Raw genomic sequence first — 26,788 nt, forward strand, 5'->3', positions numbered from 1 at the left:
AAAATCATAATGCGTAGGCATACTTTTAGAAGGACATAAGTAAAACATCCATTTTATAATTCATGACATTATGAATTCCATTCATATGCAACCATTATAAACGAATGAACCATGAAAAGAATTTCCGCCTGATTACAAAGTCAATACTTTCACTTTTCTACCTTTTTAACAGATATGACAAAAGGAACAAGCATTAATACGACACTTAAGATGACTATTAAAACAGCAGGTGCTTGACTTACACGCAAGCCTTCCGCTATGAAGAATAGCTGTATACCTACCAAAAGACAAAACAACCCACTTATAAAATATTTAAACATTTATACGCCCCCTCTCTAATATGTTCATTCCATTATTGATTACTTCATAAATTTAGCATCATCCATCTATCCTTTCTATTTTTCAATAAGAATTTCTTCATCAGATCCGCTTATAATATTGTTATTTCTGTAAACAACCACTGACTGAAGTCATCGCCCGTGTAATCCAGTATTTTCGACTGACGCTTCATTGTAATTTTGGCATGCCATAATTACAATGAAGCTAATTACAAACTCAAGGTGCAACCAATTCAACTTTAATCCTATCCGGATCCTCAAAATAAACAGCGTAATGTGTTTCTCCACCCGCAAAGGGATGTCGATCTTTATAAAGAATGTCGACTCCCTTCTGTTCTATCTTTTTCGTAATCTCATCGACATGCTGACGCGAACGAGCATGGAAAGCTAAGTGATTGAGACCGACTCCACATCTGTGATAGGGGCTATCTTTAAAACGGTCTTCTACTTGTACAAAGACAAGATACATGTCCCCACTCTTCCAACTTTGTCCTTTCTCCCATGATTGAAAAAGTGTGTAACCTAATTCTTCTAACAGCCAGCCCCAAAAGTTCATGGATGTTTCTAATTCAGAAACATATAATTCTATATGATGAATCAACCTTTTCCCCTCCCTTATATATACTATAATGGTTTTAGCAAATCATTAGCAACTTGTTATTTATAAGGGCGTAGAATAATGCAAAACAAAAAGTTTATCCCCCTAATAAACATAAGTATTTTCCTGATTGTCTTCATACTTCATGCACTCGGTAATTTTTAGATAATTTATGGTATCTATTGGTTAGGCTCATCATACTCGTCATGGTCAAGAGGATGTTCACTAGAGTAAAGCAGACTAAACTTAAAACTTACCCCCACCTACTTGCATTCTAGTTAACGTAATCATGTAAAATAACTCCTTCAATGGTTGTTGTTTGCTCCTTGTATCATCCTGTCATATAATATGATTACGGAAAGTAACCGAAAAGGTTGCCTATCTCTTTACTATAAACACAATTGGAGCGTTTTATATGTATCAACAATTAAGCCACGAACGACATTTATTAAGGATATCAGTGTATGGCGCATTATTTTTTGCGATTACAGGGATTGTTTTTGGTATTCTCTCCGGAGCACAAATGATTGTTTTTGATGGATTATATTCATTAGTTAGTCTCATTCTATCCATGATTTCTCTATTTGCTTCCCACTATATGCGTAAAACCGATGTCAAAAACTTTCCTTTTGGCAAAGACAAAATTGAGCCACTCGTGATCATTATTAAGTATCTTGTGATACTTATCCTTGTCGTCACCTCTTTCACTGAAGCGACGATGGCAATAATCAGTGGGGGAAGAGAAGTTGATATCAATCTCGCTTTATCTTATTCCGTTTTCGGGACGTTGTTATGTGTAGGCATTACGTTTTACATCAAACACCGTGCGAAACAAGTGCAATCCGGACTTTTACATGCTGAGGCTAATCAATGGTTAATGGACTCGCTTGTCAGTGTCGGTGTTTTAATCGGTTTTTTACTGTCTCTCATCTTCGGTTTAATGCCTGGTTTAAATGATTTTATTCCCTATATCGACCCGATAATGGTCGTTATTGTTTCACTTTACTTTATTCGTGTCCCTATCAGTGAAATCGGATCAAGTCTTAGAGAACTACTGGACATGCCACCAAAGGGAAAGGTTCCAGATCAAATCAAGCAATATGTCAAAACCATTCGGATCGAGCATGAGTTTATCGAAGCTTTTACACGTGTCAGCAAGGTCGGTCAAACATTATGGGTTGAGGTTGATTTTGTTGCTGAAGCGGAGAGCGAAATTACTGAAACGATTTCTGAACAAGATGAGATTCGGGAACAAATTCATGCCTACCTCTCACAATATCCTTATGAAATCTGGCTTACCGTTTCGTTCACTGAAGATCGTAAATGGGCGATATAATTTAAACAAGCCAATAAAAGCATCTGCTTTTATTGGCTTGTTTTTCTCTTTTTCAACAGTTAATACCTCAAATTATCTTGTTATTTTGTTATATTTAAGAGGAAATATTTCTTCTTACCACGACGAATAATGGTAAATACACCGTCAATTAAATCCTCTGACTGTAATGTATAATTTACGTCTTGATTCCGTTCGCCGTTAATGTAAATCGCTCCGTTTTGAACATCTTCTCGTGCCTGACGTTTTGATGACGCAATTTTAGCTTCAACGAGTAAATCAACGAGCGTTTGATTTTGTAACGTGATGTCACTTGATGGCACATCTTTAAAGCCCTGCTTAATTTCTTCACCGTTTAATTGTTTAATATCTCCACTAAAGAGCGCTTGGGTAATACGTTTGGCCTGTGCGAGTGCTGCTTCCCCGTGCACCATCTCAGTAATTTCTTCGGCTAACTTAATGTGTGCTTCTCGCTTCTCTGGCGCTTCTTCTAACGATTGTTCTAGTGCATCGATTTCTTCAATCGATAAGAAGGTAAAGTATTTTAAGAATTTTACAACATCGCGGTCATCCGTGTTGATCCAGAATTGATAAAATTCATATGGGCTTGTCTTATCTTTATCTAGCCAAACCGCTCCACCAGCTGTCTTACCGAATTTCGTCCCATCCGCTTTTGTGATAAGTGGCACAGTTAAACCAAATACTTTAGCATCTTCTCCTTCTTTTCGCGTACGACGAATGAGTTCCATTCCTGCAGTAATATTCCCCCACTGGTCACTTCCCCCGATTTGTAACGTGCAATTTTCTTTATCAAATAAATTCATGAAGTCATAAGATTGTAAAATCATATAAGTGAATTCAGTGAAACTAATACCGTTCTCAAGACGGGATTGGACTGAATCTTTCGCTAACATGTAGTTAATACCGAAGTGTTTACCCGTATCGCGTAAAAATTCAATCAATGTTAATGAACCTAACCATTCTTTATTGTTACGAACAACGGCGCCATTGTCTGACCCGTCAAATTTTAAAATGGTCGCAAGTTGCTGTTTAATTTGTTCACTAAAGTAATCCACTGTTTTTTCATCATTAAGTTGACGCTCATCTGTCCGACCACTAGGGTCACCAATCATACCAGTCCCACCACCAATTAAAGCGATCGGACGGTGCCCTGCTTTTTGGAATCGTTTAAGCATAAGCGCTGGCACTAAGTGACCAATATGCAGAGAATCTGCCGTCGGATCAAAACCACAGTAAAGTGTGACAATATGATCGGTTAAATGTTGTTTTAGACCTGCTTCATCGGTAAATTGTTGAACCAGTCCGCGCTGTTCTAAATCTTGAATAATGTTCATAAGTATTCTCCTCTATTCTATTTTTTTTAATGATGACCTTAAAAGTCAATAACCCAGGGTTGGAATTCACAGGGGTTGTTGACTACTTACTAAACTCAAACATAGCCATTTTTTGCAAATAAAAAAACAGTGCGTTCAAAAAGGGACGAATTTCTTCGCGGTACCACCCTCATTGCATTCACTGCCACTTCGTTCGTTAACGATATCACTACCGTCTTTTTGCTCATCACAAAAAGAAGCTCAAGCACGTAATTCATCATGTCACTATTTACTGACTTCCACCAACCGTCAGCTCTCTATAAAAGGGAGTGTATGACTACTGCAAACTCTCATCGCCGTTAAAATATGATATTGATACTATTTTAAACATAGAACCGAGAAGTAAGCAAGCTTTTTTTAATTAAAATCTTATTTTTTCGTCCTTCAGACATCATCTATGTTATAATTAATGTTGGAATTTTAGGAGGTATAAACAATGAATCAACCTAATAAAGATGCACTTAAACAGATATGGGAAAAAATTAGTCAAACTGTCCCTAAAATATTCCGCATTAGCTATGATGTAACGTGGAATATCTCACTTTTCTTCATTATTTTATTTGTAGTCGGAGCCTTTTTTGTCGGCGGTCTAGGAGCTGGCTACTTTGCAGCCTTAGTTAAGGATGAACCGCTGCGTAGTGCCGAAGACATGACAACGGCCATATATAATTATGAAGCGACATCAGAAATATATTTTGCTAATGACATTTTCATGGGTGAAGTCGCTCTGACATTTATCGTGAAGAAACAACGGCTGACCAAGTATCACAAGATATTATTAATGGCGTCATCGCCACGGAAGATGAGTATTTCAAAGAACACAAAGGTATTGTTCCTAAAGCTATTTTACGTGCCGTGTTCCAAGAGTTAACTGGTGCGGCAACCCAAACAGGTGGCAGTACGTTAACCCAACAAATTATTAAAAATCAAATCCTTACAAATGAAGTTTCCTTCGATCGAAAAGCAAAAGAAATCTTGCTGGCTTTACGAGTTGAAAACTTCTTAGAAAAAGATGAAATTTTAGAAGCTTATCTTAATATTGTGCCTTTTGGCCGTGATGCAAATGGTCGGAATATCTCGGGGGTTCAAACCGCAACGGAAGGTATTTTCGGGGTTAATGCTAATGAAGTGAATCTCGCACAAGCCGCTTTCATTGCCGGTCTCCCTCAGAGTCCGATTATGTATAGCCCCTTTACCAATGGTGGACAAGTAAAAAGCGCGGAAGGTTTAGCACCAGGACTTGAAAGAATGAAGACAGTCCTTGACAGGATGCTACGCAATGAATATATTACCCAAGATCAATATGATGAAGCTCTTCAATTTGATTTAGTGGCAAGCTTTACAGAAGGTTCGCCGTCTACATTCGAGCGGTATCCTTATTTGACGCAAGAAATTACTAACGACGCAATCGATATTTTTAAAGAAAAACTTGCCCTTGAAGATGGTTATACACTTGAAGAACTCAATTCAAACGATTCATTAATTGAACAATATGAAATTTTAGCTGACCGTGAGATCTCTCAAGGCGGTTACAAAATTCATACGACGATTGTCAAAGATATTTATGACGTTTTCCAAGAGGTAAAAAATAATTATAACAATTATGGTCCTAATAAAATCGCGAAAAATAACGCGAATGGAGATACCATTATGACTGAGGACCCGAAACAGGTGAGCTAATCCCTTATAACGCCCCTGTTCAAGTGGGAAGCTTTTTACGTGATAATAATACCGGCGCGATTTTAGCTTTTGTCGGTGGTCGAGATTTCGATCTGCAAAATCGTAATTTTGCGACAAACGCTCCCCGTCAGATGGGATCAACGGCTAAACCGTTGCTCGCTTATGCACCTGCACTTGAGGAAGGCTTACTGCAACCTGGCTCTATTATTGCTGATGCTAAGTTTACTTATAGCGGCTCACTTAGCGAAAATTGGACACCAACGAACTTCAGTTCATCTCGTTTTTATGGCCTAACGACAGTAAGAAACGCCTTAAAACAATCGTATAATGTTACTGCTGGTAGAGTTTATATAGACTTATTAGAAAATGCTAATCCCGTTCCAGATTACTTACTTAAAATGGGATTCAGTAACTTCCCAGAAGAAAAATACCGTTTGCCATCAATGGTACTAGGTAGCCATAACGCAACAGTCGAAGAAAATACAAATGGTTATTCAACTTTCGGTAATGATGGGCAGTATACCGATAGCTTTATCATTAGTAAGATTGAAAATGCTGACGGTGAAGAAGTGTATACGCATGAATCAACGACAGAACGCGTATTTAGCACCGAAACCAATTATTTAATGATTGATATGATGCGAGATGTTCTACTTAGCGGAACAGGAAGGACCGCTCGAAGTAACTTATCTAACCCTAATATTGATTGGGCTGGTAAGACAGGGACATCCAACAACTTTAGAGATACATGGTTCATTGCGACAAACCCTAACGTCACACTCGGAAGCTGGATGGGTTATGAATACGAACAACCAATGAATACCGGCTATAGTGGCCGTAATCAAGTGTTCTGGGCTCAATTAGTTAATGCGGCTACCGAAGTAGCTCCAGAGATTATGGCGCCGTCTGAACGCTTTGCACGACCAAACAATATTGTGTCACGGTCATTTAGTTTAGTCTCAGGTATGTCACCGTCTAGTCTTACAAGTGAATTAGGACTGGTTGGGTCAGACATCTTTAACTCAAAATATGTACCAAAAGAAGAAGACTACAGTATCATTTCAGCAGACGTTGTCAATGTTGGTGATAGTGCTGTACTTGTTGATGATCAAACACCAAATGAATTCACATCTAGTTCAGGTTATATGTTTAATCCAGACTGGCTAAAAGATAAAGGATATGACGAACTTATAGACATTACTCAGCTATACCCTTCACGTAATGGTGGCTGGGAACGTTTGTTACTTCCAAATCTAAGCGATGAAGACATTGAAGATAGCGGCGAGCGTCCGCTTGCGCCAACAGGTGTATCAAAATCAGGTAACGTCTTAACTTGGCAACAGTCACGTAGTAGTAATGTGATTGGTTACCGGATCTACCGGGCCAATGATCCTGATAGTAACTTTAGTCTGTTAGATTCAACAACAAACAATCAATATAATGTGGGAAATTCACCCGCTGTTTATCAGATTAGAGCCGTTGATTACTTTGGACGTGAATCACAACCATCGATTCCATTTGTCGATGGCGACTTTACAGAAGAAGAACCCGAACAGCCGGATCCACCTGAAGCGCCAGAAGATAATGAATCAGATGATACAAATGGTGACACAACACCACCTGATGATGATTCTTCAGATGATGGCTCAACCGATGGCGATTCAACAGATAATGAATCACCCGGTGATAACTCGAATGGACCGACATCTTAATAAATGGTTATGATTAATACAAAAAGCGACTCAACAACTGAGTCGCTTTTTTAGTATTAAAAAAACAAGCATTATACACGTTCGGTTGTATAATGCTTGTTTCACTATTCTGAGGTTAACTCTTGTCCCAGTTCAAGAATGACAATCTCTACTCGGCGATTTCTGCGCCAGTTTTCAACAGAATCATTTGGAACAATAGGACGCGTATCACCGTATCCTACTGCTATAAAGCGTTCTTGATCCAAATCATGTTGGTCTAAAATAAACCGAATAACAGAACTTGCTCTCGCACCAGATAACTCCCAGTTGGACGGATAGACTGCCGTTGAAATCGGGCGATTATCCGTATGTCCTTCTACCCGGACTTCATTTGGAATATTTTTAAGTAATAATCCGACTTTATCTAAAAAAGGTTCGCCTTCAGCTTTAACATTTGCTTCTGCTGTTTCAAACAGAACCCGTTCTTGCAATACTAACACGACACCTTGGTCGGTTCGATTGGCACTAATAACATTTTCTAAGTCATTTTGTTCGAGATAACCTTCCACTTCTTCGAGCAGTTCATCTAACTCTTCTTCATTACCCTCTGTTGATTCGTCTAAGTCGTCAACATCATCATCAAATAAGTTATTTTTAAAGTCTGTTGCTCCCTCATCATTTTGATTCGGATTTGAATTTTCTGTCGGGTTATCCATATCCATATTCGAAGGAAAACCAGTAAAGATCATACGATTACGAAACGACTCTGCTACCGCTTCAAATCGAGCAGCATCAATTTGTGACATAGAAAATAACAGAATAAAAAACACAAGAATCAATGTCATCATGTCACTAAATGTCGTCATCCACGCCGGTGCGCCTTTTTTAACCTTTTTATTAGGACGCTTCATTTCTGACTTCCTCCGTCTCGGTATCTCCTTGTTCTTCACGACGTTTCCTCATATCATCCGATAAGAAGGCACTTAGTTTTTCTTTTAGAATTCTAGGGTTCTGTCCAGATTGCACACCAATAACACCTTCAACAACAATTTGTTTCATAAAAACTTCTTGTTCTGTTTTACTTTCTAACTTACCTGCCATCGGAATAAAGACAAGGTTCGCTAGTACTGCGCCATAAAAGGTGGTGAGTAAGGCAACCGCCATCTGTGGGCCTAACGTTGACGGATCATTTAAATCATTTAACATCAGTACTAGACCAATCAGTGTTCCAATCATACCCCACGCCGGTGCATATTCGCCTGCTTTTTCAAGAATCAATCGTCCTTTTGAGTGACGATCTTCCATCGCTGTAATTTCTGCGTTCATAATATCATGAATCACTTCCGGTTCGATCCCGTCGATGGCTAACAAAATGCCTTTTTTAATAAACGGGTCTTCCACATTTTCAAGTTCTGTCTCTAACGCCAGCAAGCCTTCACGTCTAGCTCGTTCAGATAAACGTTCAAAGAGAGAGATAAGACCTTCTAAATCCATTTCGTTTTGACTGAATGATTCTTTCACGACACGTCCCATTGACTTCACTTGATCAATATTAAAGTTAATCAATATCGCTGCCATAAGACCACCTATAACGATAATGATTGAGGCCAATTGCACAAAAGCAACAAAACCACCTAAGCCCGCACTTGAAATAATACCAAATGAAATCATGGCAATACCTAAAGTAATCCCTATGGGTGTTAAAATATCTGTCTTTTTCATAAACTCTCCCCTTAGCTTCGAGAAATAAAATAAATTTTGTGTGCAGAGCGCACACAATTTATATCGGCACAATTATTATTTTGTTGAGTTTCTTTCTATAATTTGGTGCGGAAGTACGACAGTATTATCTGATACTTCTTCCTTATTCATATACTTCGTTAAAAGGCGCATGGCTACAGCTCCAATGTCATACATAGGTTGAACAACAGTCGAAAGTGTTGGGCGCACCATTTGAGCGAGCCTTGTATTATCAAAGCCAACAACTTCAATATCATTTGGTACAGAAAGACCACGATCTTGAATGCCGTGAATGACACCTAAGGCAATTTCATCTGAAGCGACAAAAATAGCTGATGGACGTTCGTTAAGGTCAAGTAATGTTTCAACCGCTTTAATTCCTGATTGATAGCTTAAATCGCCTCGAATGAGGTAATCATCCTGAACTGATTTTTCAGCGTCTTTAAGTGCGCGTTTATACCCTTCAAATTTTAAAGCATTAGCAGTCGTCTCTTCCAAACCTGTCACAAATGCCACACTTTCATTACCATTATCAAGTAACAATTGAACCGCTTCGAATGCCGCTTGTTCATAGTCAATATTGACAGATGGTGTCTTTTCACTTGCATCTACTGTTGCTGCAAGCACGATTGGGACGGGTGATGTTTTAAACTGATTGATATGTTCCTCTGTAATTTTACCACCCATATAACGATACCATCTACTTGTTTTTCAAGCATGGAGTTAATTAGCTTAATCTCTTTATCAATATTTTGATCTGAGTTACTTAAAATAATATTGTACTTATACATATTAGCAATATCATCAATACCTCGTGCAAGTTCTGAGAAGAAGATACTTGAAATGTCAGGGATAATCACCCCAACGGTTGTTGTTTTTTTACTGGCTAAACCACGAGCAACCGCATTGTCGATAACCTAATCGTTCAATCGTTTCTAATACTTTCTTTCGTGTCGCCGGTTTCACATTGGGATTACCATTAACAACACGTGACACCGTTGCCATCGATACATTTGCTTCACGTGCAACATCGTATATTGTAATATTCATTTTCTTACATCCTCCTCCATCATTTTCACTGTCTAATTCGTATGTATATAGTATAGACTAGCTTTCATAGATATATCAAGAAAATCTCTTGTCTAGTATATCAAATTTATCTATCGTCCGCCTCAAATTCACTTGTTTTTTTTGAAAGAAAATGAAAACAGGCTAATTTTTCTAATATAAAAGCCTAATGGACAGGAAAATCTGTACCATTAGGCTTAGACACGTATTATTTTCTTACAGCTTCCATGAATGCATCAAATTGTTCAAAATTCATTTGTTGTTGCTGATCACTAAGAGCAACCGCTGGATCTGGGTGAACTTCTGCCATAACGGCATCTGCTCCAATCGCAATCGCTGCTTTTGCTGCCGGGATAAGTAAGTCACGGCGACCAGTTGAGTGCGTCACATCCACCATAACAGGTAGGTGTGTTTCTTGCTTCAGAATCGGCACTGCGGTAATATCGAGTGTGTTACGTGTTGATGTTTCATATGTTCTTATACCACGCTCACAAAGAATAATATTACTATTACCTTTTGAGTGAATATATTCAGCGGCATTAATAAAGTCAGAGACAGTTGCTGACATACCTCGTTTTAAGATAATTGGTTTATCAACTTCACCTGCCGCTTTAAGCAGTTCAAAGTTTTGCATATTACGTGCACCAATTTGAATCATATCTAAATATTCTGCTGCTTGTTCCATATCTTGTGGTCGTACAATTTCACTTACAACCGCAAGGTCAAACTCATCACCAATACGACGAAGAATTTCTAACCCTTCAAAACCTAACCCTTGGAAATCGTATGGGCTTGTTCTCGGTTTAAAAGCACCACCACGGATTATATTTAAACCGTGTTTCTTAATTTGCTCAGCCACTTTTCTTACTTGTTCGTAAGATTCAACAGCACATGGCCCACAAACAAAGTGAGGTTGTCCATCACCAATCTTTTCACCGTTAATATCAATAATAGTATCTTCACTTTTACGTTTACGTGAAACAAGCATTTCTTTGTGGTAATCTTTTTCTTGTAGTTCTAAACCTGCTTTAAAAATTTCTTTAAATAAATGAATAATCGTCGCATCTTGAAACGGTCCTTCATTTTGATTTTTAATTTTCTCTAGCATTTGATGCTCACGTACGGGATCATATTTTTTATCCGGGCCTTGGTTTGGTTTTGATTTGGCCACTTTCTTAACCAATTCACCGCGCTTATTAATTAAGTTAAGCAAGTCCATATTTAATTCATCTAGCTGTTCTCTTAGTAAATCTAACTGCTCGTTTGACATGTTGATTCCCCCTATGATTAGTTTATCTTTTACATATTCTTTAAACATGCCGCGACATGTTTTTAAAACGAAAGAATGGATAATTAGGATTCATTATAGCTAAAATCATCCGAATTGTCACTACATTGTTTAAATATTTAGTATTTTCTTTAAACTTTTCTACTAAAAAAGGCGATACGAGACAGATAAAATCTGTTAAACTAAAGAATAGAAAGCGTTAAAGATCGTTTAATAAGGAGCTATAAACTATGAAGGATATTATTTTCGCATTAGATATTGGTACGCGGTCAGTCAATGGTCTCCTACTTAATGTCACCGAAGGCAAATATAGATTAATTGACTACGAAAGTATGGAACATACGGAACGTTCCATGTTAGATGGCCAAATTCACGATGTCGTGGCTGTATCTAAAATCATTCATACTGTAAAAGAAAAGTTAGAAGAACGTCACCAAATCACTCTAACGAAAGTATGTGTCGCTGCGGCAGGTCGTGCATTAAAAACAAGACGGACGATCGTATCAACAGATATTCAGAAGCAACCGCTGATGGACCGGGAGCGATTTCGTTTCTTGAGCTTAGTGCTGTTCAAAAAGCTCAATACGAATTAGCCGAAGAAGAAAAAGATCAAGATCAATTGACCCATTATTACTGTGTGGGTTATTCTGTTTTACAGTATAAATTAGATGGCGATATTATTGGTTCACTCATTGACCAACAAGGTGCGTTGGCTGAAGTTGAAATCATTGCGACCTTTCTTCCTAAAGTCGTCGTTGAATCACTGATTTCGGCTTTAAATCGCGCGGACTTAGACATGGAGGCCCTTACGCTTGAACCGATTGCGGCGATCAACGTTTTAATACCAGAGTCTATGCGGCGTTTAAATGTCGCTCTCGTCGATATTGGAGCGGGTACAAGTGATATTGCCTTAACAGACGCAGGTACGATTACAGCTTACGGAATGGTCTCTAAAGCAGGTGATGAGATTACCGAAGCGATTAGTGATCATTATTTACTTGATTTTAATGAAGCTGAACGCGTCAAGCGAGAAATTACTGAACAAGGTGAAGCAACTCTTCAAGATATATTAGGTTTTGAGACCGTCGTAACTAAAAAAGAACTCGCTATGGATATTAAAGAAGCGATTGATGATTTAGCAACAGCGATCGCATCCGAAATTATGACGTTAAATAAACGGGCACCTAAAGCCGTGATGCTGGTTGGCGGCGGGAGTTTAACCCCTATGCTGACCCACGCTCTAGCCGAAAAACTGCAATTACCCTCTAACCGAGTAGCCACTAGAGGAACAGAGGCGATTAAAGATTTACAAACAGATATCGACGTCCCGCAAGGTCCAGAATTCATTACACCTATTGGTATTGCGATTGCCGCCAAACAAAACCCTGTCCACTATATTAGCGTCACAGTCAATGACCGCGCGGTTCGATTGTTTGATATGAAACAACTGACTGTGGGGGACTGTTTACTTGCCGCTGGTATTGAGATTAAGAAAATGTACGGGAGACCAGGGATGGCTTATATGATTACGGTCAATAGTCAAACTATCACCTTACCTGGTACTCACGGCACACCACCTAAAATTCAGTTAAATGGTGAGAGTATCCATGTTGATGCATTAATCCATCATAACGATAAAATGCTCGTTGAAAAAGGGGATGATGGCAAGGAACCTGAGGTTACCCTTCTAGATGTTGTCGGTGATATTCAACCCTTTAACATTTATTTTAATGAGCAATCCTATAAGTCTTCCCAATGATTAAGGTGAATGACAAACCGACAACGCTCGAGTACCCACTTAAAGATGGTGACCGAGTAGAGCTCATTGAACAAATCGATTTACAATCGTGGCTAAATCAATCAGAGTTTCATTACTTAGCGCATGAGCCTGAAATATTTGCTATTTATCTTGATGATAAATTCATGCCTTTTGAAGCTGTTTCAGAACGTTTACTTATTAACAATAAACCCGCAACCATGCAAACAAAATTAAGAGCGCAAGACAAAATTAGTTACAGCCCTCTGCAAAAAGTAACGAAGGAAAGACTCGTTGATTTATTAAACCTCGATCTTACTGAGCAGATCAACGTCACATTTAATGGTGAACCGGTAACGATAGAAAAAGCGAAGCGGGCCCTATATCATCATGACCGACAATTGCAAGACGACGATCTTATTGAACCGTTGTCTAAGTTAACGTTAAAATCTTTACCAGACACAACCTTTGTTTTTCAAGATGTGTTTAGATATGTTCACTTTGATTTAATGAAACAACGCGGACATGTTTGTATTCTTAAAAATAACGCCCCAACCACCTTTTTAGATCCAATAACCGGTGGAGACATATTAGAAATCAAATACGAGTCAAAGACTTAACACACTTAATCACTGAGAGGTGACTCCTAATAATTTCTAGCTTATCAAGAAGAAAAGAACCCCTGTGACACTTTAATTGTGTCATAGGGGTTCTTCTATTGATGCTTACTTTTCTTTTACGTCTTCAGCGCCTTCTTTTACAGCCTCTTTTACTTTTTCAGCCGCATCTTTTGCCGCTTCTGCTTTTCTTTCAGCTGTGTCTTTTGCCGCTTCCGCTTTTGCTTTTACTTCTTCGGCTTTAGCATCTACAACGTCTTCAACGTCTTCTTGTAAATCATCTGCGTCCGATTTCATTGCTGCTTTTTTCTTTTTTAACTCTTCTGTTGTTTCGTTAATTTTATCTTGTACATTTTTTTTCGTCTCATTGAATTTTGATTGGAAATCTTGAGATTTTTCAGTGACTGTTTGTTGGATATCAGCCGTTCTATCCTTTGCATAAGATTTGAATTCATCTGATTTCTCTAAAGCTTTATCTTTGTAAACAAGAGCTTTTTCTTTTACTTCATTTGCTCCTTTATTAATATCTTGTCTTACTTCTTTACCTGATTTAGGTGCAAATAATAAGGCCACTGATGCCCCTACAATACTACCGATCAGTGAACCGATAAGAAAGTCCTTTGCATTAATATTGTCGTTTGTTTTATTTTCTTGGTTTGTCATAAATAATTCCTCCTTAAAATTTTTACTAAGTCGTTATATATAGTCTATTACTTAGTACGTTTTTTATCTTTCTTTTTCTTAAATACTTCCATAGCAACATTGCCCCATTTAATGGCTTGGGCTGTTTCTTCTTTATTTTCGACAGCAATTTTAGAGATTGTATCAGATACTTCTTTAACAGAAGCGCTAAACGTCGTAAACGTTGAGCTTAAACCACTTATACTATCGACAAGTCCATTTAATTTATCCGCTTTCTGATTAATATCCTCTGCTAATGCATTGGTTCGATTAAGTAATAGGGTTGTTTCTGTTGTAATACCTTCCATTTGTTTCTCTAAGCCTTCTAAAGTATTTGCCACACTTGTCATCGTACGCTCAGACTCTTTTAATAAACGCACAAGATAAATCACAAGTACAGCAAAAGCAATCGCAGCAATTAATGCCGAGATGTAGAGAAGGTTATCCATACTAATCACTCCCTCATCATTTATTTGTCTTTATAAATTTGTTCTAGTGGTGTTTACCCTGTTTTAAAATTTTGTAAACTTAAAAAAATAAAAAACTGACCACTCATCACTTAATTCGTCATGTTAGTCAGTTTTTCCTTCTTAGTTGTTTAAATGTTTTTCATAAGCTGTTTGGAATGATTGAATATCTCCTGCACCCATAAAGACAATAACATCCGCCTGATTCTCGGCCAGTAGCTCGATGTTACCCAACGTGACATAACGGCAATCTTCGATCAGATCACCAAGATTTTCAATCGATAATTTACCAACTAACTCCCGAGCCGATCCAAATATATCCGTTAAATACACATGGTCAGCAAGCATTAAACTATCCGCAAATGCTTGTAAAAACATTTTTGTTCGCGAATACGTATGTGGCTGAAATACTGCCGTTACTTTTTTATTTGGATACTTTCTTCTAATTGAATCGAGTGTTGCTTCAATTTCTTTCGGATGGTGCGCATAATCATCAATCAGGACTTGATCCCCTACACGTTTTCAGAAAACGTCGCTTAACACCACCATAGGTCTCTAAGTGTTTCATTTGATCACTCTCAAAACCTTCATAGTGACAAAGCGCAATCACTGATAAAGCATTTAGAACATTATGCTTTCCAAAGAGGGGAATTGTAAATGTATCATAAAAATCATGACGCACATACACATCAAACGTTGTACCTGTTTCGGTTTCCCGCATGTCTTTCGCTTGAAAATCATTATCCTCACTAAAACCATAATAGACAACCGGTACTTTTGCTTGGATTTTATGCAAGTACTCATCATCACCACAAGCAATGATACCCTTTTCCACTTGCTCTGCCATCGATTGAAAAGCAGCAAAGACGTCATCGATACTCGAAAAATAGTCTGGATGATCAAAATCAATATTCGTCATAATGGCGTAATCTGGCTCATAACTTAAAAAATGACGGCGATACTCACAAGCTTCAAACACAAAATAGCGGCTATCTGCATGTCCGACTCCTGTACCATCACCAATTAAATAGGATATAGGTTCGATATTTTTTAACACATGACTAAGTAAACCAGTTGTAGACGTTTTGCCATGCGCCCCTGTCACCGCAATGCTTGTATATTGATTAAGCCACATACCTAAAAACTCATGATATTTATAAATGGTTAAACCTAAAGCTTTTGCTGCTTTCACTTCTTCGTGTTCATCACTAAAGGCATTTCCTTGGATAATCGTTAAACCTGGCTGGATATTATCTTTAGAAAAAGGTAATACCCTGATGTCTTTTTCAAGTAAGGCTTGATCTGTAAAAAATGTCTTCTCAACATCGGAACCTTGAACAGTTTCGCCTTCATCATGAAGAATATGTGCAAGTGCGCTCATACCTGTTCCTTTTATACCAATAAAATGGTAAATTGTCATAAATTTTACCCCCGTAAGTGTCTAACGCTGTTCTCATACTGCCTAGCAGTTACTTTATTGTAACGCTTAAACAGCACAATTATGCATTATATCATAGAATGATTAAAAACTAAATCATTAAGGATAACTACTGGTGAAATTGCACTTTTTCAAGCCGTGGATTAGGACGATATCGGCGACCAAATTTAGATTCTGGTTTACCGTTTAAAATCACACTATCACCGGTGAATCCAATCTTATTATCAAGTAAACTACGTCCAACGCCGTATATATCAACCGGAACATGTTGTTTTTCAAATCGTTTAATTTTCTCCTCGGTAAAGCCACCTGTCGCAATGATTTTTACATGATCAAACCCTTCATCATCTAGTGCTTGACGTAGAGCAAAGATAAGTTCTGGATTGACTCCTCGCGGGTCAAATGGTCCCATAATATGCTCATTGCGTAAGAAATACTTATCAACAACGTTGTTAGATGTGTCAAGACGTACGCCTTTTAATTCCTCTTTAAAAGCATGCGCGACTTTTAATGAATCGGTGATAACATCATTATTATAATCAACGAGTACCATCAGTTCGTCATCTGGATAGACTTCTTTGTAGGCTTTTGATGCGGCAACAACGTCACCTTCAAACAATTGAATGAGAGCATGCGGCATCGTGCCCATGCCGGTTTTTCCCCACCATTCATTCATCGCGTGGGTCGCTTGAGCAGTTGATCCACCGATAAATGCGGCGTAACCGTCTCCCGCTTGTTGGGTATAGTGATCATCTCTATCTCCCATAAACATGACCGGTTTTTGTTTACCTGATGTCCGCCCTGCTTTTACTACGTTATAGACATTAGTCGCAACCGAGGTACGACGCGCTAATATACCGTCAATAATCCCTTCTAAATAACCAAATGATTGATAAGGGCCTTTAATCGTTAAAACTGTTTCAAATGGACTGACTTTATCACCATCTTTTAGCGAATGAATTTCTAAATTTTCCGGCTCATCGCTAAATGTATGTAATAGCGCAATCGCCTCATCCGTTCCACAAAGTACTGCATGATTTTTTTGGAAAAACTGCATGATCACTTCATTATTCGGACGTTTCTTTTGGGCAATTTCCTTTGTTTTCAAGAAATAAACAGCTGAGAACCAACCATCTTTAATACGTTCATCAAACTTAAATGTTTTATTAGTCAAACGGTCAATCTTACCATTTAATTTTAAACTGATTTCTTTTTCCATTCGTATTAACCCCTTATTTTCATTTATTTATTTTTATTTTACCGCTCTGTCTGACGTAAATGCGTTAATTCCTCTTTAGAGACTAGAATCGTGCGTGGTTTGCTTCCATTTTGTCCAGAGACAATCCCCTGGTTTTCTAATGAGTCTATAATCCTTGCTGCTCTATTATAGCCTATTTTGAAACGACGTTGAAGTAAAGAAGTGCTGATTGTCTCGTTTTCTGATACGAAATTTAACGCTTCGTCATATAATTCATCCGTCATTTCTTCTTGTTCAATAGACTGTAGTAATTCTTCTTGTTCGAATAAATAGTTTGGCTGACTTTGTTGTTTTAAATACCTTGTGACCCGTTCAATCTCATCATCTGATACATATGCGCCTTGAATTCTTACTGGGTGCCTTGCCCCGTTTTCAACAAACAACATATCGCCTTTACCTAATAACCGCTCAGCTCCTGCTGTATCTATCATCGTGCGTGAGTCCACTTGAGATGCCACACTAAAGGCAATACGCGAAGGTATATTAGACTTTATCAGTCCTGTCACGACATCGACAGATGGTCGTTGCGTCGCAAGAAGCAAGTGAATCCCAGCAGCACGTGCTTTTTGAGCTATACGACAGATAGCGTCTTCCACATCTTGTGGGGCAGCCATCATTAAATCGGCCAACTCATCGATGACAATGACAATCATCGGTAAGGTCGCTTGACCACTTTGACGCATCTTCTCGTTATAGCGAGATAAGTCTCGCGCCCCACTTTCAACAAATTGTTGATAACGTCGTTCCATCTCTTCAACAGCCCATTTGAGCGCTTGAGTGGCGGCTTTTACATCAGTAATAACCGGGCTAACTAAATGCGGCAAGGCATTGTATGGTTGAAGCTCAACCATTTTCGGATCAATAAGAAGTAAGCGCACTTCCTCTGGGGTTGCCTTATAAAGTAACGATAAGAGTATAGTATTGATACAGACACTTTTTCCTGAACCCGTCGCACCTGCGATAAGACCGTGCGGCATTTTTTGAAGATCTGTTACAATGGCTTCACCTGAAATATCAAGACCTAGTCCGACCGTTAAAGGTGATGACGCCTGTTGAAAAGTAGCTGAAGCGAGAATTTCACTTAACATTACCGGACGGGTTGCATCATTTGGGACTTCAATCCCAATCGCATGTTTACCTGGAATGGGCGCTTCAATTCGGATGTCTTTTGCTGCTAAACTTAACTTCAAATCATCGCTTAGGTTTTTTACTTTACTTACTTTCACACCTGTCTCAGGTTTAATCTCAAAACGGGTGACACTTGGACCTTGCATCACGTTAACAACCTCTGCTCTGACATTAAATTGGCTGAGTGCCTCAATTAAACGGGTTGATTGTTCACGTATAAACGTATCATCCTCATTCGCAGATACGACCGGGTCGTTTAATAAATGAAGTGGTAGTGCTTGGATGGTTGATTTTTCAACTGTTAGAGGCAGGTCATTATTTGGCATTGCCCTTTTCTCAACAGATTGATGACTTACTTGATCTAAGTGTTGATCATGACGTGCCACGGCAGTTCGTGTTTGATTTTTTGTCTTTTCTTGATTATTTATTTGTTCTTGTTGTTTTAAACGATCATAGTAGCGTTTTTTATCACTTGGGCGCATCCGCACGTTAAAGGGTGTGTGACCCTTTCTCATTTCACGTTTAGCTGGTTCGTGAACTGGGGACCGTTTTAGCACTGTTTCCTGCTCATCTGTTTCAGATACTTCCTGATGCACCGGAGTTGATTGAGTTAAAGTAGGTTTATCTTCTTGGCTAACAAGCTTACCGGCATTCACTTCGTTGCTTGTGTTGACATCATTGACGTCTTCCATTCGGATAGAAGTGTTTGACACTTCTTGTTCCTCTCTAATAAACACACCGGTACCTTCTATCCTATCTTCTTCATTTTGTTCAGGTAATGAAGGTTGTACGTCTAGTTGGGTGTCTTTTTCATTTAGGCGAGAGACATCCTCTGTTTCAACTGGTACCTGTCTCTTTTGGCCAATCCGGTCGTATGCATAATCCGACATTTCTCCACGCGTCCGTCTCACTTCGCTTAAAATATTTGATACATAAGCTGGTGATGTGTAATCAGTTGTTTGACGCATGATTTGAGCGGTTTCTGACGTTGCCGCTGTTTTTTGCAGGCGTTTTTTAAAACCATAAACGGGTGACGGAATTTCGGTCACTTTAAATGGTTTGTTTGATCCCTCTTTAGGTGACTTTCGGTCTTCTTTCTCATCTAAAGTCATATCTTGACGGTGTGACTCTCTACTTTTTCCTACTTCATCTATTGAAACAGGAAATTTAAACTCGCGTTCTTTCGGATAATAATAAGTCACTTTCGTATCAATTTTACGATAAGGTGTTCTTTTTTGCTTCACTTGCTTTTCATCTCTATGTATAACGTCTTTCTCCTCATCAGTGCCTTGTTCATCATCAGGATGGAAGAGGTGACTAAAGTGTTGTTTAAATTTATTCCACATATGATTCACTCTCTCTATAAAGTCATTAGTTTCATTTTAACAAAGTTTTCGTTAAAATGGTTTATTTCTACATTATTTTTTCATCCTGAAAAAAACGCAAAAGAACAAGGTCTTTTGCGCACATCATCTTTAAAATGTAAATTCATCGCCAGCCTTAACCTCATCACCTAAGACATAAATGCCTTTTTCTTCTGGCGCATTTGGTAAGCCTAATTCACGCTGTGAACAAATCATACCAAATGAATCTTCACCACGTAAATTGGCTTCTTTAATTTCCATACCACCTGGCATAAGAGCGCCAACTTTAGCGACAACAACATGTTGGTACTTAGCTACATTAGGCGCACCGCACACAATTTGAACGGTCTCAGTCCCTAAATCAACTTGACAGACATTTAATTTATCCGCATTTTGATGTTTGCGAATATCTTTTACAAAACCTACGACAAACTTGGGTGATAGATCGATATCGAGTGGTTTCTCTAAACCATTTTGTTTTAAAACATCGTTCATCTCACTTAAGAAAGCGCCATCTAACTTAAATTGACCGTCTTTAAGCGAGAAGTACTTTGACGCATGAAAGATATTGTACCCGAGAATTGTCTCATCGGTCGTATCAAAAATTTCTACAACATCACCAAAACGACGAAAACTTGTTTCGTAACGTTTACCTGTCTTAATTGGTAACATAAGGACGTCACCTATTCCTGTTTGATTGTAATACACGTTCATTCTTGACTCATTCCTTTTCTAATTAATCTGTTGGTTTATTCTTTGCCATAACGAAGATCGGCGTAAGAGCATCCTCTTCATATAAAAATGACAAAGCCGTAATCGGCACTTGTCCTTCTGAGAAGAATTGCATGGCCATCTGTTGTAGTATATCATATCCTTTCGGATTGTGAATATCTGCGATAATAAAAGCATCTTGATGTGGGATACAAAATGATAATTCACCTGTCGCGCGCTCTTTTTGATTCTCTAAAAATTCATCAAGCAAAATCCGGCTTGCGGTATAGCCGTCTTGATTTTTAACGAAGTAAAAATCATTCCCTGCCACGGTTTGTTTATTCAAATCAACGGGTAAATCTGCAAGATTCATCAAAGCATAATCATGTAACTGATCTTTTGTCCAACCACTTTCCTGAAGTAAGGCTTGATCGATTAATTGATAACTCGTCTCTAAGTCTAGCGCATAAAAAATCGTTGTTTCCGCTGTGTGTGGAGTCGAAACCAGTTGTTTATCTAAACCATGTGTCGTGTTAAAACTCTCCGCCCGAATCACAGGGAATACCTGTTTTTCATTTCCGCGAAGGCTATGTGTGACTTTTAATTTATTTAAAGATTGTGTAACTTTTTCAACGAGAGGCCACAGTGCTTGGTCCCCTACTTTTTCGTATTTTTCTATTAATTTTGTTAAGTGAATGGTGACGCCTTGATTCGTCTCTTGGTCAACGACACGATACTGATCCGTTTCACGATCAAACTGGGTTTGATACGATGTCTCATCAAAGGCTTGATCCAGCTTTCTTTTTATTTCGAAACTCTTTTGTGACATTCTATTCATCCTTTCAACGTGCATGCATGACTTATTGTATCATGAGTTAAAGGTCAAACAAAAAAGAAAGTACCTAGTACTTTCCCTTGTCCTACATATATGACCACTCTGAGCCGTTAAATCTGATCTAAAAATGCCTCGATTTGTTCACGTGTTTTCCGGTCTTTACTAACAAAGCGTTCTACTTCTTCGCCATCTTTATACGCTAAGAAACTTGGAATACCATAAATATCATGCGCGATACAAATATCGATAAATTCATCACGATCAACATACGTGAAGTTTATATCTTCGTATTTTTTTTCTAATTCAGGAATAAATGGCTCAATCACACGGCAATCCGGGCACCAATTAGCTGAAAATAAAAAGACTTGTTTTCCTTGTTGTTTTAATTCTTGAAACTGTGCTTCTGTTTGTAGTTTTTCCAAAGATAATCCCTCCGACTTACTCATAATTGATTTTCATATCACCAAACTGAATCCAGCCTTTTTTCCTCATCCATTCAGACAACAAGAAAGAAATCACCATCGGTCCAATGATATGAACAAAGAGTACCATAAAGAGGACAGACATTTCAAATCCCATGGTTTGAAAACTCATAATTTGACCAACTAAACCACTCGTTCCCATACCAGCACCTGAGGCATTATTCGTCATTTGAAATACGACCGTTCCGAGTGGTGCCATGATCATACCTGCGACTGTTGGCGGAATTAAAATAAGCGGTTTTTTCAATATGTTAGCAATTTGTAACATCGATGTTCCGATACCTTGCGCAATAAAACCACCAAACCCGTTCTCGCGATAACTACTTACCGCAAACCCTACCATTTGAGCAGAACAACCAATCACACTTGCGCCTGCAGCTAATCCGTCCAGTGATAACATTAAGGCAATCGCCACGCTTGAAATAGGGGCTGTTAATGCCCAGCCATCACAACCGCCACAATAATCCCCATAATAAACGGTTGTTGCGCCGTTGACCAGTTAATAATTTCGCCTAAACCTGTCATCAAACGATCAACGGGGGGACCAATAAAACTACCGACGATAAATCCCACAAGAATCGTCACAAAGGGGGTTAAAATAATATCGACTTTCGTCTCTTTATAAATCAACTTTCCGAACTCACTCGCAAATAAAGCACTGATATAAGCCCCGACCGGGCCAGCTAATTGATAGCCAAACGCCCCCGCAAACAAGGTAGAAAATAATACGAGCGGCGGTGCCTGTAAACTATAGCTTATCGCGATTCCAATGGCCCCTCCAACGACTTTTCCATCCATCGCAAAAGTTCCCATCTCGACGAGACTTTCAGTTATGACCGATGTGCCAAAAAAGTTAGCTAATTGTTCACCAATCGTATTTAAAATGAGTCCAATAATCAACGAGCTAAACAAACCTAGTGCCATAAAGCTTAACGCTTTAATAAAATATTGATGAAATGATACTTCAATATGTTTTTTCTCTAAAAACGTGCGCATGTGACTGCCTCCCTGAATCATACTTATTTTTTATTAATCTTTACAGCTTATCTTACCTTAAGTTTATACAGTTGACAAGACACATGTTGCGCTAAATAGTTTATAGTCATTCCCTCTCATTGAAGTTTGGACATGAGACTTGTTATAAAAGAACGAAAACGTCCATATATGATTTGTTCGATATGTTTATATTGATTTATGAAGTTAATTCGATCATATGTAATTGTATTTTTTTACTTCTTTTCTTTTTATTTACACTGTAATATAATCAAATTATGACAACTGTAAGAGCCCAAAACAAAGTTATGGTAAGTAATCATATTGCATTAGAGGAGGAGACGAATGAAAAGAGTTATTCTTTTGCTTTTTGTTGTGTCAATTATCATTATGATGATGTTTAAATCAGGTCCTGAACCTAGCTTAAGAGGATTTTATCAAACTGTGAATACTGCATTGAAATAGAGCCACTTGAGCGGAAAATAGAGCCATTCAGGGCGGAGAACTGAGCCACTGAGTGCAATGAAGAGAGCCACACCAACTTAATATGATATATAAAGACAAAATCTTCTGTATAATGAGCTTGCGTACCTAACGGTACGACATTATAAACAGGAGGTTTTTTTGATGGTTAAATATCGACAGATATTAGACCTACACTTCAAGTCTGTTTCCCAAAGAACAATCAGTACGAGTGTAGGTAGCTCAAGAAACACGGTATCTGATGTCATCACTCGCGCTGAAAGGGCTGGTGTGAGTAAGTTAACCGATGACATGACGAACGCATGGTTGGCTAAACTTTTATATCCAGAGAAGCAAGCAGTTGAAAAAGGATATTATCCGCCAGATTGGGAGAAAGTTCATAAGGAACTTCAAAAGAAGAATATTACCTTAAAGTTACTCCATACGGAGTACAGTGACGAGGCTAGGAGTAGTGGTAAGTTACCTTATGCCTATCGATCGTTCACCGAGAAATACAATCTATACGCAAAGAAACACAAAGCGACGATGCCAATCAAACGTAAACCAGGTGAAATACTAGAAGTGGATTGGGCTGGGTCAACGCTGTCCCTTAAGGATCGCGAAAATGGCGGTGATATGCCTGTGTATATTTTTGTCGCGACATTTCCCTACAGTCAGTACAGTTATGTCGAAGGATTTTTAGATATGAAATCAAGCAACTGGTTAACGGCTCATATTCACGCTTTTGAATACTTTGGAGGTGTTGCCGAATCACTTGTCTCTGATAATTTGAAAACTGGTGTGATAAAACCTGTAAAGGGGGAACCGATTTTGAATGAGTCCTACCGGGAACTAGCTGACTATTACCAGACAAGCATTGTTCCTGGACGTGCCCGAAAACCTAAAGATAAACCATCTGTCGAAGGCACTGTTGGCTTTATATCACGTCAAATTATCGCTGCGTTAAGACACTATCAGTGCTTTAGTTTAGCTGAACTGAACGATCAAATACGCTTACGATTAGACGACATTAATCAAGAGCCGTTTCAAAAACGACCAGGGTCACGAAAAATTGTCTTTGATGAAGAGGAACGCGATTATCTTATCCCATTACGCCAGCCACGTCTAAAATTTTCGGAGTGGAGAATAGCGAGAGTTCAATCAAACTACCACATTCAAATTGATCGCATGTATTACTCCACTCCCTATGAATATATCCAAAGTGACGTTGACGTTCGTCTATCTAAGGATGTACTAGAAGTATACTTTAAAGAGGCAAGAATTGCATCACATAAACGGGTATATGGTGAACCTGGACAATATTCAACCAATCCAGACCATATGCCTGATCATCACCGATATTTTTTAGATCATACGCCAAAACAAAGTATCGAATGGGCGGAAACAATCGGCGAAAATATGACGATTTTTATTCGCACATTACTTGAACAGCGATCTGAAAAACAAGCTCTGACGCAAATCATGCATATCCGTCACTTAGAAAAGAGATTTGAGATAGACGAGATGGAAAACGCCGCGCAGCGCTTACTTCTCGCCACACATAATCCTACGCTTAGTGTGTATAAGACGATTTTAAACAGAAATAAAAAACGAGCTGACGCAAAAGGTACTGATGATCGTCTATCAGACAAAACCGATGAGTCTTATGGATTCGTTAGAGGCGCCAACTACTATGGAGGTAAAAAATAATGTCAATGTCAGAAACGGTACGCAAATTAAGGGAATTAAAGTTAGGGGCTATGCTGATTCGTATGAAGATCAAATGAGAATAGGGATTATCAAGATATGAGCTTTGACGATAGATTTCATTTACTAGTGGATAATGAGTACGCCAATAGACAATCTAATCGGCTTCAGCGACTGATTAAACAAGCGCAATTTAAAGAGCCTTTAGCAGCCATTGAAGACATTGAATATCATGCCGATCGTCGCTTGAATAAAGGCCAGATTCTAGACTTAGCCACAGGTAATTATATTAAACATCACTTGAATATTATTCTGATGGGGGCATCTGGTAACGGGAAGACGTGGATTTCGAATGCCTTCGGCATTCAGGCTTGTCGCCAAAATTATAAAGTGAAATATGTCCGTTTACCCGAACTATTAGATGAGTTTATACTCGCAAAGAATGAAGCAGATGGTAGTTTTCGTCGTTTGATTAAAAAGTATAAAGGGGTAGATTTATTGATTATTGATGAATGGCTTTTAACCCCTCTGCCTGATGAATACACGTTAACCCTTTTTGAGATTATTGAATTGCGCTTAAAGACAGCCTCCACCATCTTCTGTTCACAAACAGCGCCTGAAGGGTGGTATGACAAGTTAGGCGAAGCGCTCGTTGCGGATGCCATACTTGATCGAATTGTCCATGATTCATATAACATCATTATTGATGGCGAAATCTCTATGCGTGAACGACACGGATTGAAAAGAAGTCACTAAAGTCTTTAACCGTAAGGTTAGAACATGACATTAGCCGCCGATTGGCTCTCTCTCCGCCCTCGGTGGCTCTATTTCATGCATTCAGTGGCTCTAAACTCCGCTTAAGTGGCTCTTTTTGTCCGCAATATTCAAACTGAAACGATAGACAGATATGTTGTTCAATTTAGTTTTCAACCAGAAGAAAACAGCTTTGTTCAATATATTGATAGCAGGGAAGTTGATCGAGGAACGTATCAATTAAAGAAAGATAATGTATATTATTTGGCGGGTGATATGCAAAATATTGAACTCACATTAAATAAAGAGAACTCTTTTGATATAGTTATAGAAAAGCTCAATAATGATAAGCCCATTCATTTAGTGAATACAAGCCTTATACCAGGATACTCTTCAACGGCATTTGATGATGTAGAAGAGTACAAGGAACTGATTAAAGAAAGCTAAATAGCAATGATCACGTAAAAATAGACACTCGCACGTTATTTTGTCTCTTAGTCAAATGACGTTGATCAGAATTTTTGTCGGTAATTTTAATTGTGTATTCGCCAAACATTCAAGTGGTATTATGCTGCTTGAATGGTTGTTTTTTAGGTACAGGTTTAACTAGTTTTGATTATATATGACAACTAAAAACAGCGTCACATTCGGTCTTTATAATTCTTAAAAATTTTGATATCCACAGGCAATGGTATTTCTTGAGATCCTCCCCACCATGAATAGGAGTGCATTCATGACATGAATCTCATGGAACGGCTGATTAATTGAGTTAAGTAGCAGCAATCAAGGATAATATCAGCGTTTTTATAATCGGTTAAACTATAATTTAAAATGGTGTCACTAGCGTCGCATAAATATAATTAGAATATTCTCAACAAGTTTCAATTATTTTTTTGACAAAAAAGGAAGCATTCAAATAAAGGTAGTGATCATCCATTTTTTAACTATTTTAAAATTCAGAGCGACAGATAGTTAGATGCTTCACGGCACTGATTTCCCTTGAATT

The 26,788-nt window shown here is 38.4% G+C and carries 23 protein-coding genes, 3 pseudogenes and 1 other annotated feature; of the genes and pseudogenes, 10 read left to right on the plus strand and 16 right to left on the minus strand.

The window, feature by feature from the left end:
• Positions 1-149: 149 nt before the first annotated feature.
• The gene (locus JCM19043_RS16575) at positions 150-320 is read right to left on the minus strand and encodes a hypothetical protein (protein WP_156321422.1); all 171 of its coding nucleotides are present in this window, start codon (positions 318-320) and stop codon (positions 150-152) included.
• Between the two features lie 235 nt (positions 321-555).
• Positions 556-939 (minus strand): VOC family protein, encoded by a 384-nt coding sequence (locus JCM19043_RS12905; protein WP_089855514.1) that lies wholly within the window; start codon positions 937-939, stop codon positions 556-558.
• A 412-nt stretch (positions 940-1,351) separates the two neighbouring features.
• Here JCM19043_RS12905 and JCM19043_RS12910 point away from each other — a divergent pair, with 412 nt between their 5' ends.
• Positions 1,352-2,272, plus strand: a complete 921-nt coding sequence (locus JCM19043_RS12910; protein ID WP_062323093.1) for a cation diffusion facilitator family transporter — start codon at positions 1,352-1,354, stop codon at positions 2,270-2,272.
• Positions 2,273-2,352: 80 nt separating this feature from the next.
• On the opposite strand, the gene tyrS is transcribed toward JCM19043_RS12910, so the two are convergent.
• Positions 2,353-3,624, minus strand: a complete 1,272-nt coding sequence (gene tyrS, locus JCM19043_RS12915; RefSeq protein ID WP_062323096.1) for a tyrosine--tRNA ligase — start codon at positions 3,622-3,624, stop codon at positions 2,353-2,355.
• A 138-nt stretch (positions 3,625-3,762) separates the two neighbouring features.
• Positions 3,763-3,966 (minus strand) — a binding site (T-box leader).
• Positions 3,967-4,099: 133 nt separating this feature from the next.
• Here tyrS and JCM19043_RS17815 point away from each other — a divergent pair.
• Genes JCM19043_RS17815 through JCM19043_RS17825 form a run of 3 tightly spaced genes read left to right on the plus strand, consistent with a single transcriptional unit; the run spans position 4,100 to position 7,055 of the window.
• The gene (locus tag JCM19043_RS17815; RefSeq protein ID WP_062323098.1) at positions 4,100-4,534 is read left to right on the plus strand and encodes a hypothetical protein; all 435 of its coding nucleotides are present in this window, start codon (positions 4,100-4,102) and stop codon (positions 4,532-4,534) included.
• A complete protein-coding gene (locus JCM19043_RS17820) occupies positions 4,453-5,343 on the plus strand; it encodes a transglycosylase domain-containing protein (protein WP_231631555.1) in 891 nt (296 codons plus the stop codon). Before JCM19043_RS17815 ends, JCM19043_RS17820 begins: the two co-directional genes overlap by 82 nt.
• Before the next feature lie 23 nt (positions 5,344-5,366).
• Complete coding sequence (locus JCM19043_RS17825; RefSeq protein ID WP_062323102.1) at positions 5,367-7,055, plus strand: transglycosylase domain-containing protein; 1,689 nt, start codon at positions 5,367-5,369, stop codon at positions 7,053-7,055.
• Positions 7,056-7,159: 104 nt separating this feature from the next.
• On the opposite strand, the gene motS is transcribed toward JCM19043_RS17825, so the two are convergent.
• From motS to JCM19043_RS12950, 4 genes and pseudogenes are all read right to left on the minus strand, one after another.
• Positions 7,160-7,945, minus strand: coding sequence for a flagellar motor protein MotS (gene motS / locus JCM19043_RS12935; protein WP_062323104.1), 786 nt, complete (start codon positions 7,943-7,945; stop codon positions 7,160-7,162).
• On the minus strand, positions 7,932-8,756 hold the full coding sequence (motP, locus tag JCM19043_RS12940) for a flagellar motor protein MotP (RefSeq protein WP_062323106.1): 825 nt from the start codon (positions 8,754-8,756) through the stop codon (positions 7,932-7,934). Before motP ends, motS begins: the two co-directional genes overlap by 14 nt.
• Before the next feature lie 75 nt (positions 8,757-8,831).
• Positions 8,832-9,824 (minus strand): annotated as a pseudogene (gene ccpA, locus JCM19043_RS12945) (catabolite control protein A).
• Positions 9,825-10,050: 226 nt separating this feature from the next.
• Positions 10,051-11,112, minus strand: coding sequence for a bifunctional 3-deoxy-7-phosphoheptulonate synthase/chorismate mutase (locus JCM19043_RS12950; protein ID WP_062323108.1), 1,062 nt, complete (start codon positions 11,110-11,112; stop codon positions 10,051-10,053).
• A gap of 248 nt (positions 11,113-11,360) precedes the next feature.
• Here JCM19043_RS12950 and JCM19043_RS19030 point away from each other — a divergent pair, with 248 nt between their 5' ends.
• Genes JCM19043_RS19030 through JCM19043_RS19040 form a run of 3 tightly spaced genes read left to right on the plus strand, consistent with a single transcriptional unit; the run spans position 11,361 to position 13,506 of the window.
• Positions 11,361-11,723, plus strand: coding sequence for a hypothetical protein (locus tag JCM19043_RS19030; RefSeq protein ID WP_369813876.1), 363 nt, complete (start codon positions 11,361-11,363; stop codon positions 11,721-11,723).
• A gap of 26 nt (positions 11,724-11,749) precedes the next feature.
• Positions 11,750-12,889, plus strand: a complete 1,140-nt coding sequence (locus tag JCM19043_RS19035; protein WP_369813877.1) for a cell division FtsA domain-containing protein — start codon at positions 11,750-11,752, stop codon at positions 12,887-12,889.
• On the plus strand, positions 12,886-13,506 hold the full coding sequence (locus tag JCM19043_RS19040; protein WP_369813878.1) for a hypothetical protein: 621 nt from the start codon (positions 12,886-12,888) through the stop codon (positions 13,504-13,506). Before JCM19043_RS19035 ends, JCM19043_RS19040 begins: the two co-directional genes overlap by 4 nt.
• Positions 13,507-13,611: 105 nt before the next feature.
• Here the strand turns inward: JCM19043_RS19040 and JCM19043_RS12960 are convergent, their stop codons facing one another.
• From JCM19043_RS12960 to JCM19043_RS13000, 9 genes and pseudogenes are all read right to left on the minus strand, one after another.
• Positions 13,612-14,166 carry a YtxH domain-containing protein gene (locus tag JCM19043_RS12960; RefSeq protein ID WP_062323110.1) on the minus strand — a complete coding sequence of 185 codons (555 nt, stop codon included), beginning with the start codon at positions 14,164-14,166 and terminating at the stop codon, positions 13,612-13,614.
• Between the two features lie 47 nt (positions 14,167-14,213).
• Positions 14,214-14,633, minus strand: a complete 420-nt coding sequence (locus tag JCM19043_RS12965; protein WP_062323112.1) for a DUF948 domain-containing protein — start codon at positions 14,631-14,633, stop codon at positions 14,214-14,216.
• Between the two features lie 141 nt (positions 14,634-14,774).
• Positions 14,775-16,071: pseudogene (gene murC / locus JCM19043_RS12970) on the minus strand (UDP-N-acetylmuramate--L-alanine ligase).
• Positions 16,072-16,198: 127 nt separating this feature from the next.
• On the minus strand, positions 16,199-17,308 hold the full coding sequence (locus tag JCM19043_RS12975) for a nicotinate phosphoribosyltransferase (RefSeq protein ID WP_062323113.1): 1,110 nt from the start codon (positions 17,306-17,308) through the stop codon (positions 16,199-16,201).
• A 38-nt stretch (positions 17,309-17,346) separates the two neighbouring features.
• Complete coding sequence (locus JCM19043_RS12980; protein WP_062323116.1) at positions 17,347-19,821, minus strand: DNA translocase FtsK; 2,475 nt, start codon at positions 19,819-19,821, stop codon at positions 17,347-17,349.
• Between the two features lie 129 nt (positions 19,822-19,950).
• Positions 19,951-20,553 (minus strand): YtpR family tRNA-binding protein, encoded by a 603-nt coding sequence (gene ytpR, locus JCM19043_RS12985; RefSeq protein WP_062323118.1) that lies wholly within the window; start codon positions 20,551-20,553, stop codon positions 19,951-19,953.
• A gap of 22 nt (positions 20,554-20,575) precedes the next feature.
• Positions 20,576-21,379 carry a DUF1444 family protein gene (locus JCM19043_RS12990; protein ID WP_062323121.1) on the minus strand — a complete coding sequence of 268 codons (804 nt, stop codon included), beginning with the start codon at positions 21,377-21,379 and terminating at the stop codon, positions 20,576-20,578.
• Positions 21,380-21,495: 116 nt separating this feature from the next.
• Entirely contained in the window at positions 21,496-21,807 is a 312-nt protein-coding gene (locus JCM19043_RS12995; protein ID WP_062323123.1) for a thioredoxin family protein, read from the minus strand.
• Positions 21,808-21,823: 16 nt separating this feature from the next.
• Positions 21,824-22,863 (minus strand): annotated as a pseudogene (locus tag JCM19043_RS13000) (PTS transporter subunit IIC).
• 624 nt (positions 22,864-23,487) lie between these two features.
• On the opposite strand from JCM19043_RS13000, the gene istA reads away from it, so the two are divergent.
• From istA to JCM19043_RS13015, 3 genes are all read left to right on the plus strand, one after another.
• A complete protein-coding gene (gene istA / locus JCM19043_RS13005) occupies positions 23,488-25,032 on the plus strand; it encodes an IS21 family transposase (protein ID WP_062323125.1) in 1,545 nt (514 codons plus the stop codon).
• Positions 25,033-25,158: 126 nt separating this feature from the next.
• Positions 25,159-25,785, plus strand: coding sequence for an ATP-binding protein (locus JCM19043_RS13010; protein WP_231631554.1), 627 nt, complete (start codon positions 25,159-25,161; stop codon positions 25,783-25,785).
• A gap of 105 nt (positions 25,786-25,890) precedes the next feature.
• Complete coding sequence (locus tag JCM19043_RS13015) at positions 25,891-26,229, plus strand: hypothetical protein (RefSeq protein WP_062323127.1); 339 nt, start codon at positions 25,891-25,893, stop codon at positions 26,227-26,229.
• Positions 26,230-26,788 lie beyond the last annotated feature (559 nt).

Origin of the sequence: Halolactibacillus sp. JCM 19043 (assembly GCF_001310395.1) — a bacterium.
GTDB lineage: Bacteria > Bacillota > Bacilli > Bacillales > Amphibacillaceae > Halolactibacillus > Halolactibacillus miurensis.

What these genes read in the sequence shown, in the direction of transcription:
- ytpR (WP_062323118.1), bottom strand. Translation starts at nt 20,553, where the DNA reads ATGAACGTGTATTACAATCAAACAGGAATAGGTGACGTCCTTATGTTA.
- JCM19043_RS12910 (WP_062323093.1), top strand. Translation starts at nt 1,352, where the DNA reads ATGTATCAACAATTAAGCCACGAACGACATTTATTAAGGATATCAGTG.
- JCM19043_RS12975 (WP_062323113.1), bottom strand. Translation starts at nt 17,308, where the DNA reads ATGGAAAAAGAAATCAGTTTAAAATTAAATGGTAAGATTGACCGTTTG.
- istA (WP_062323125.1), top strand. Translation starts at nt 23,488, where the DNA reads ATGGTTAAATATCGACAGATATTAGACCTACACTTCAAGTCTGTTTCC.
- JCM19043_RS12950 (WP_062323108.1), bottom strand. Translation starts at nt 11,112, where the DNA reads ATGTCAAACGAGCAGTTAGATTTACTAAGAGAACAGCTAGATGAATTA.
- JCM19043_RS12965 (WP_062323112.1), bottom strand. Translation starts at nt 14,633, where the DNA reads ATGGATAACCTTCTCTACATCTCGGCATTAATTGCTGCGATTGCTTTT.
- motP (WP_062323106.1), bottom strand. Translation starts at nt 8,756, where the DNA reads ATGAAAAAGACAGATATTTTAACACCCATAGGGATTACTTTAGGTATT.
- JCM19043_RS12990 (WP_062323121.1), bottom strand. Translation starts at nt 21,379, where the DNA reads ATGTCACAAAAGAGTTTCGAAATAAAAAGAAAGCTGGATCAAGCCTTT.
- JCM19043_RS12960 (WP_062323110.1), bottom strand. Translation starts at nt 14,166, where the DNA reads ATGACAAACCAAGAAAATAAAACAAACGACAATATTAATGCAAAGGAC.
- tyrS (WP_062323096.1), bottom strand. Translation starts at nt 3,624, where the DNA reads ATGAACATTATTCAAGATTTAGAACAGCGCGGACTGGTTCAACAATTT.
- JCM19043_RS19040 (WP_369813878.1), top strand. Translation starts at nt 12,886, where the DNA reads ATGATTAAGGTGAATGACAAACCGACAACGCTCGAGTACCCACTTAAA.
- JCM19043_RS19030 (WP_369813876.1), top strand. Translation starts at nt 11,361, where the DNA reads ATGAAGGATATTATTTTCGCATTAGATATTGGTACGCGGTCAGTCAAT.
- JCM19043_RS16575 (WP_156321422.1), bottom strand. Translation starts at nt 320, where the DNA reads ATGTTTAAATATTTTATAAGTGGGTTGTTTTGTCTTTTGGTAGGTATA.
- JCM19043_RS12980 (WP_062323116.1), bottom strand. Translation starts at nt 19,821, where the DNA reads ATGTGGAATAAATTTAAACAACACTTTAGTCACCTCTTCCATCCTGAT.
- JCM19043_RS17815 (WP_062323098.1), top strand. Translation starts at nt 4,100, where the DNA reads ATGAATCAACCTAATAAAGATGCACTTAAACAGATATGGGAAAAAATT.
- motS (WP_062323104.1), bottom strand. Translation starts at nt 7,945, where the DNA reads ATGAAGCGTCCTAATAAAAAGGTTAAAAAAGGCGCACCGGCGTGGATG.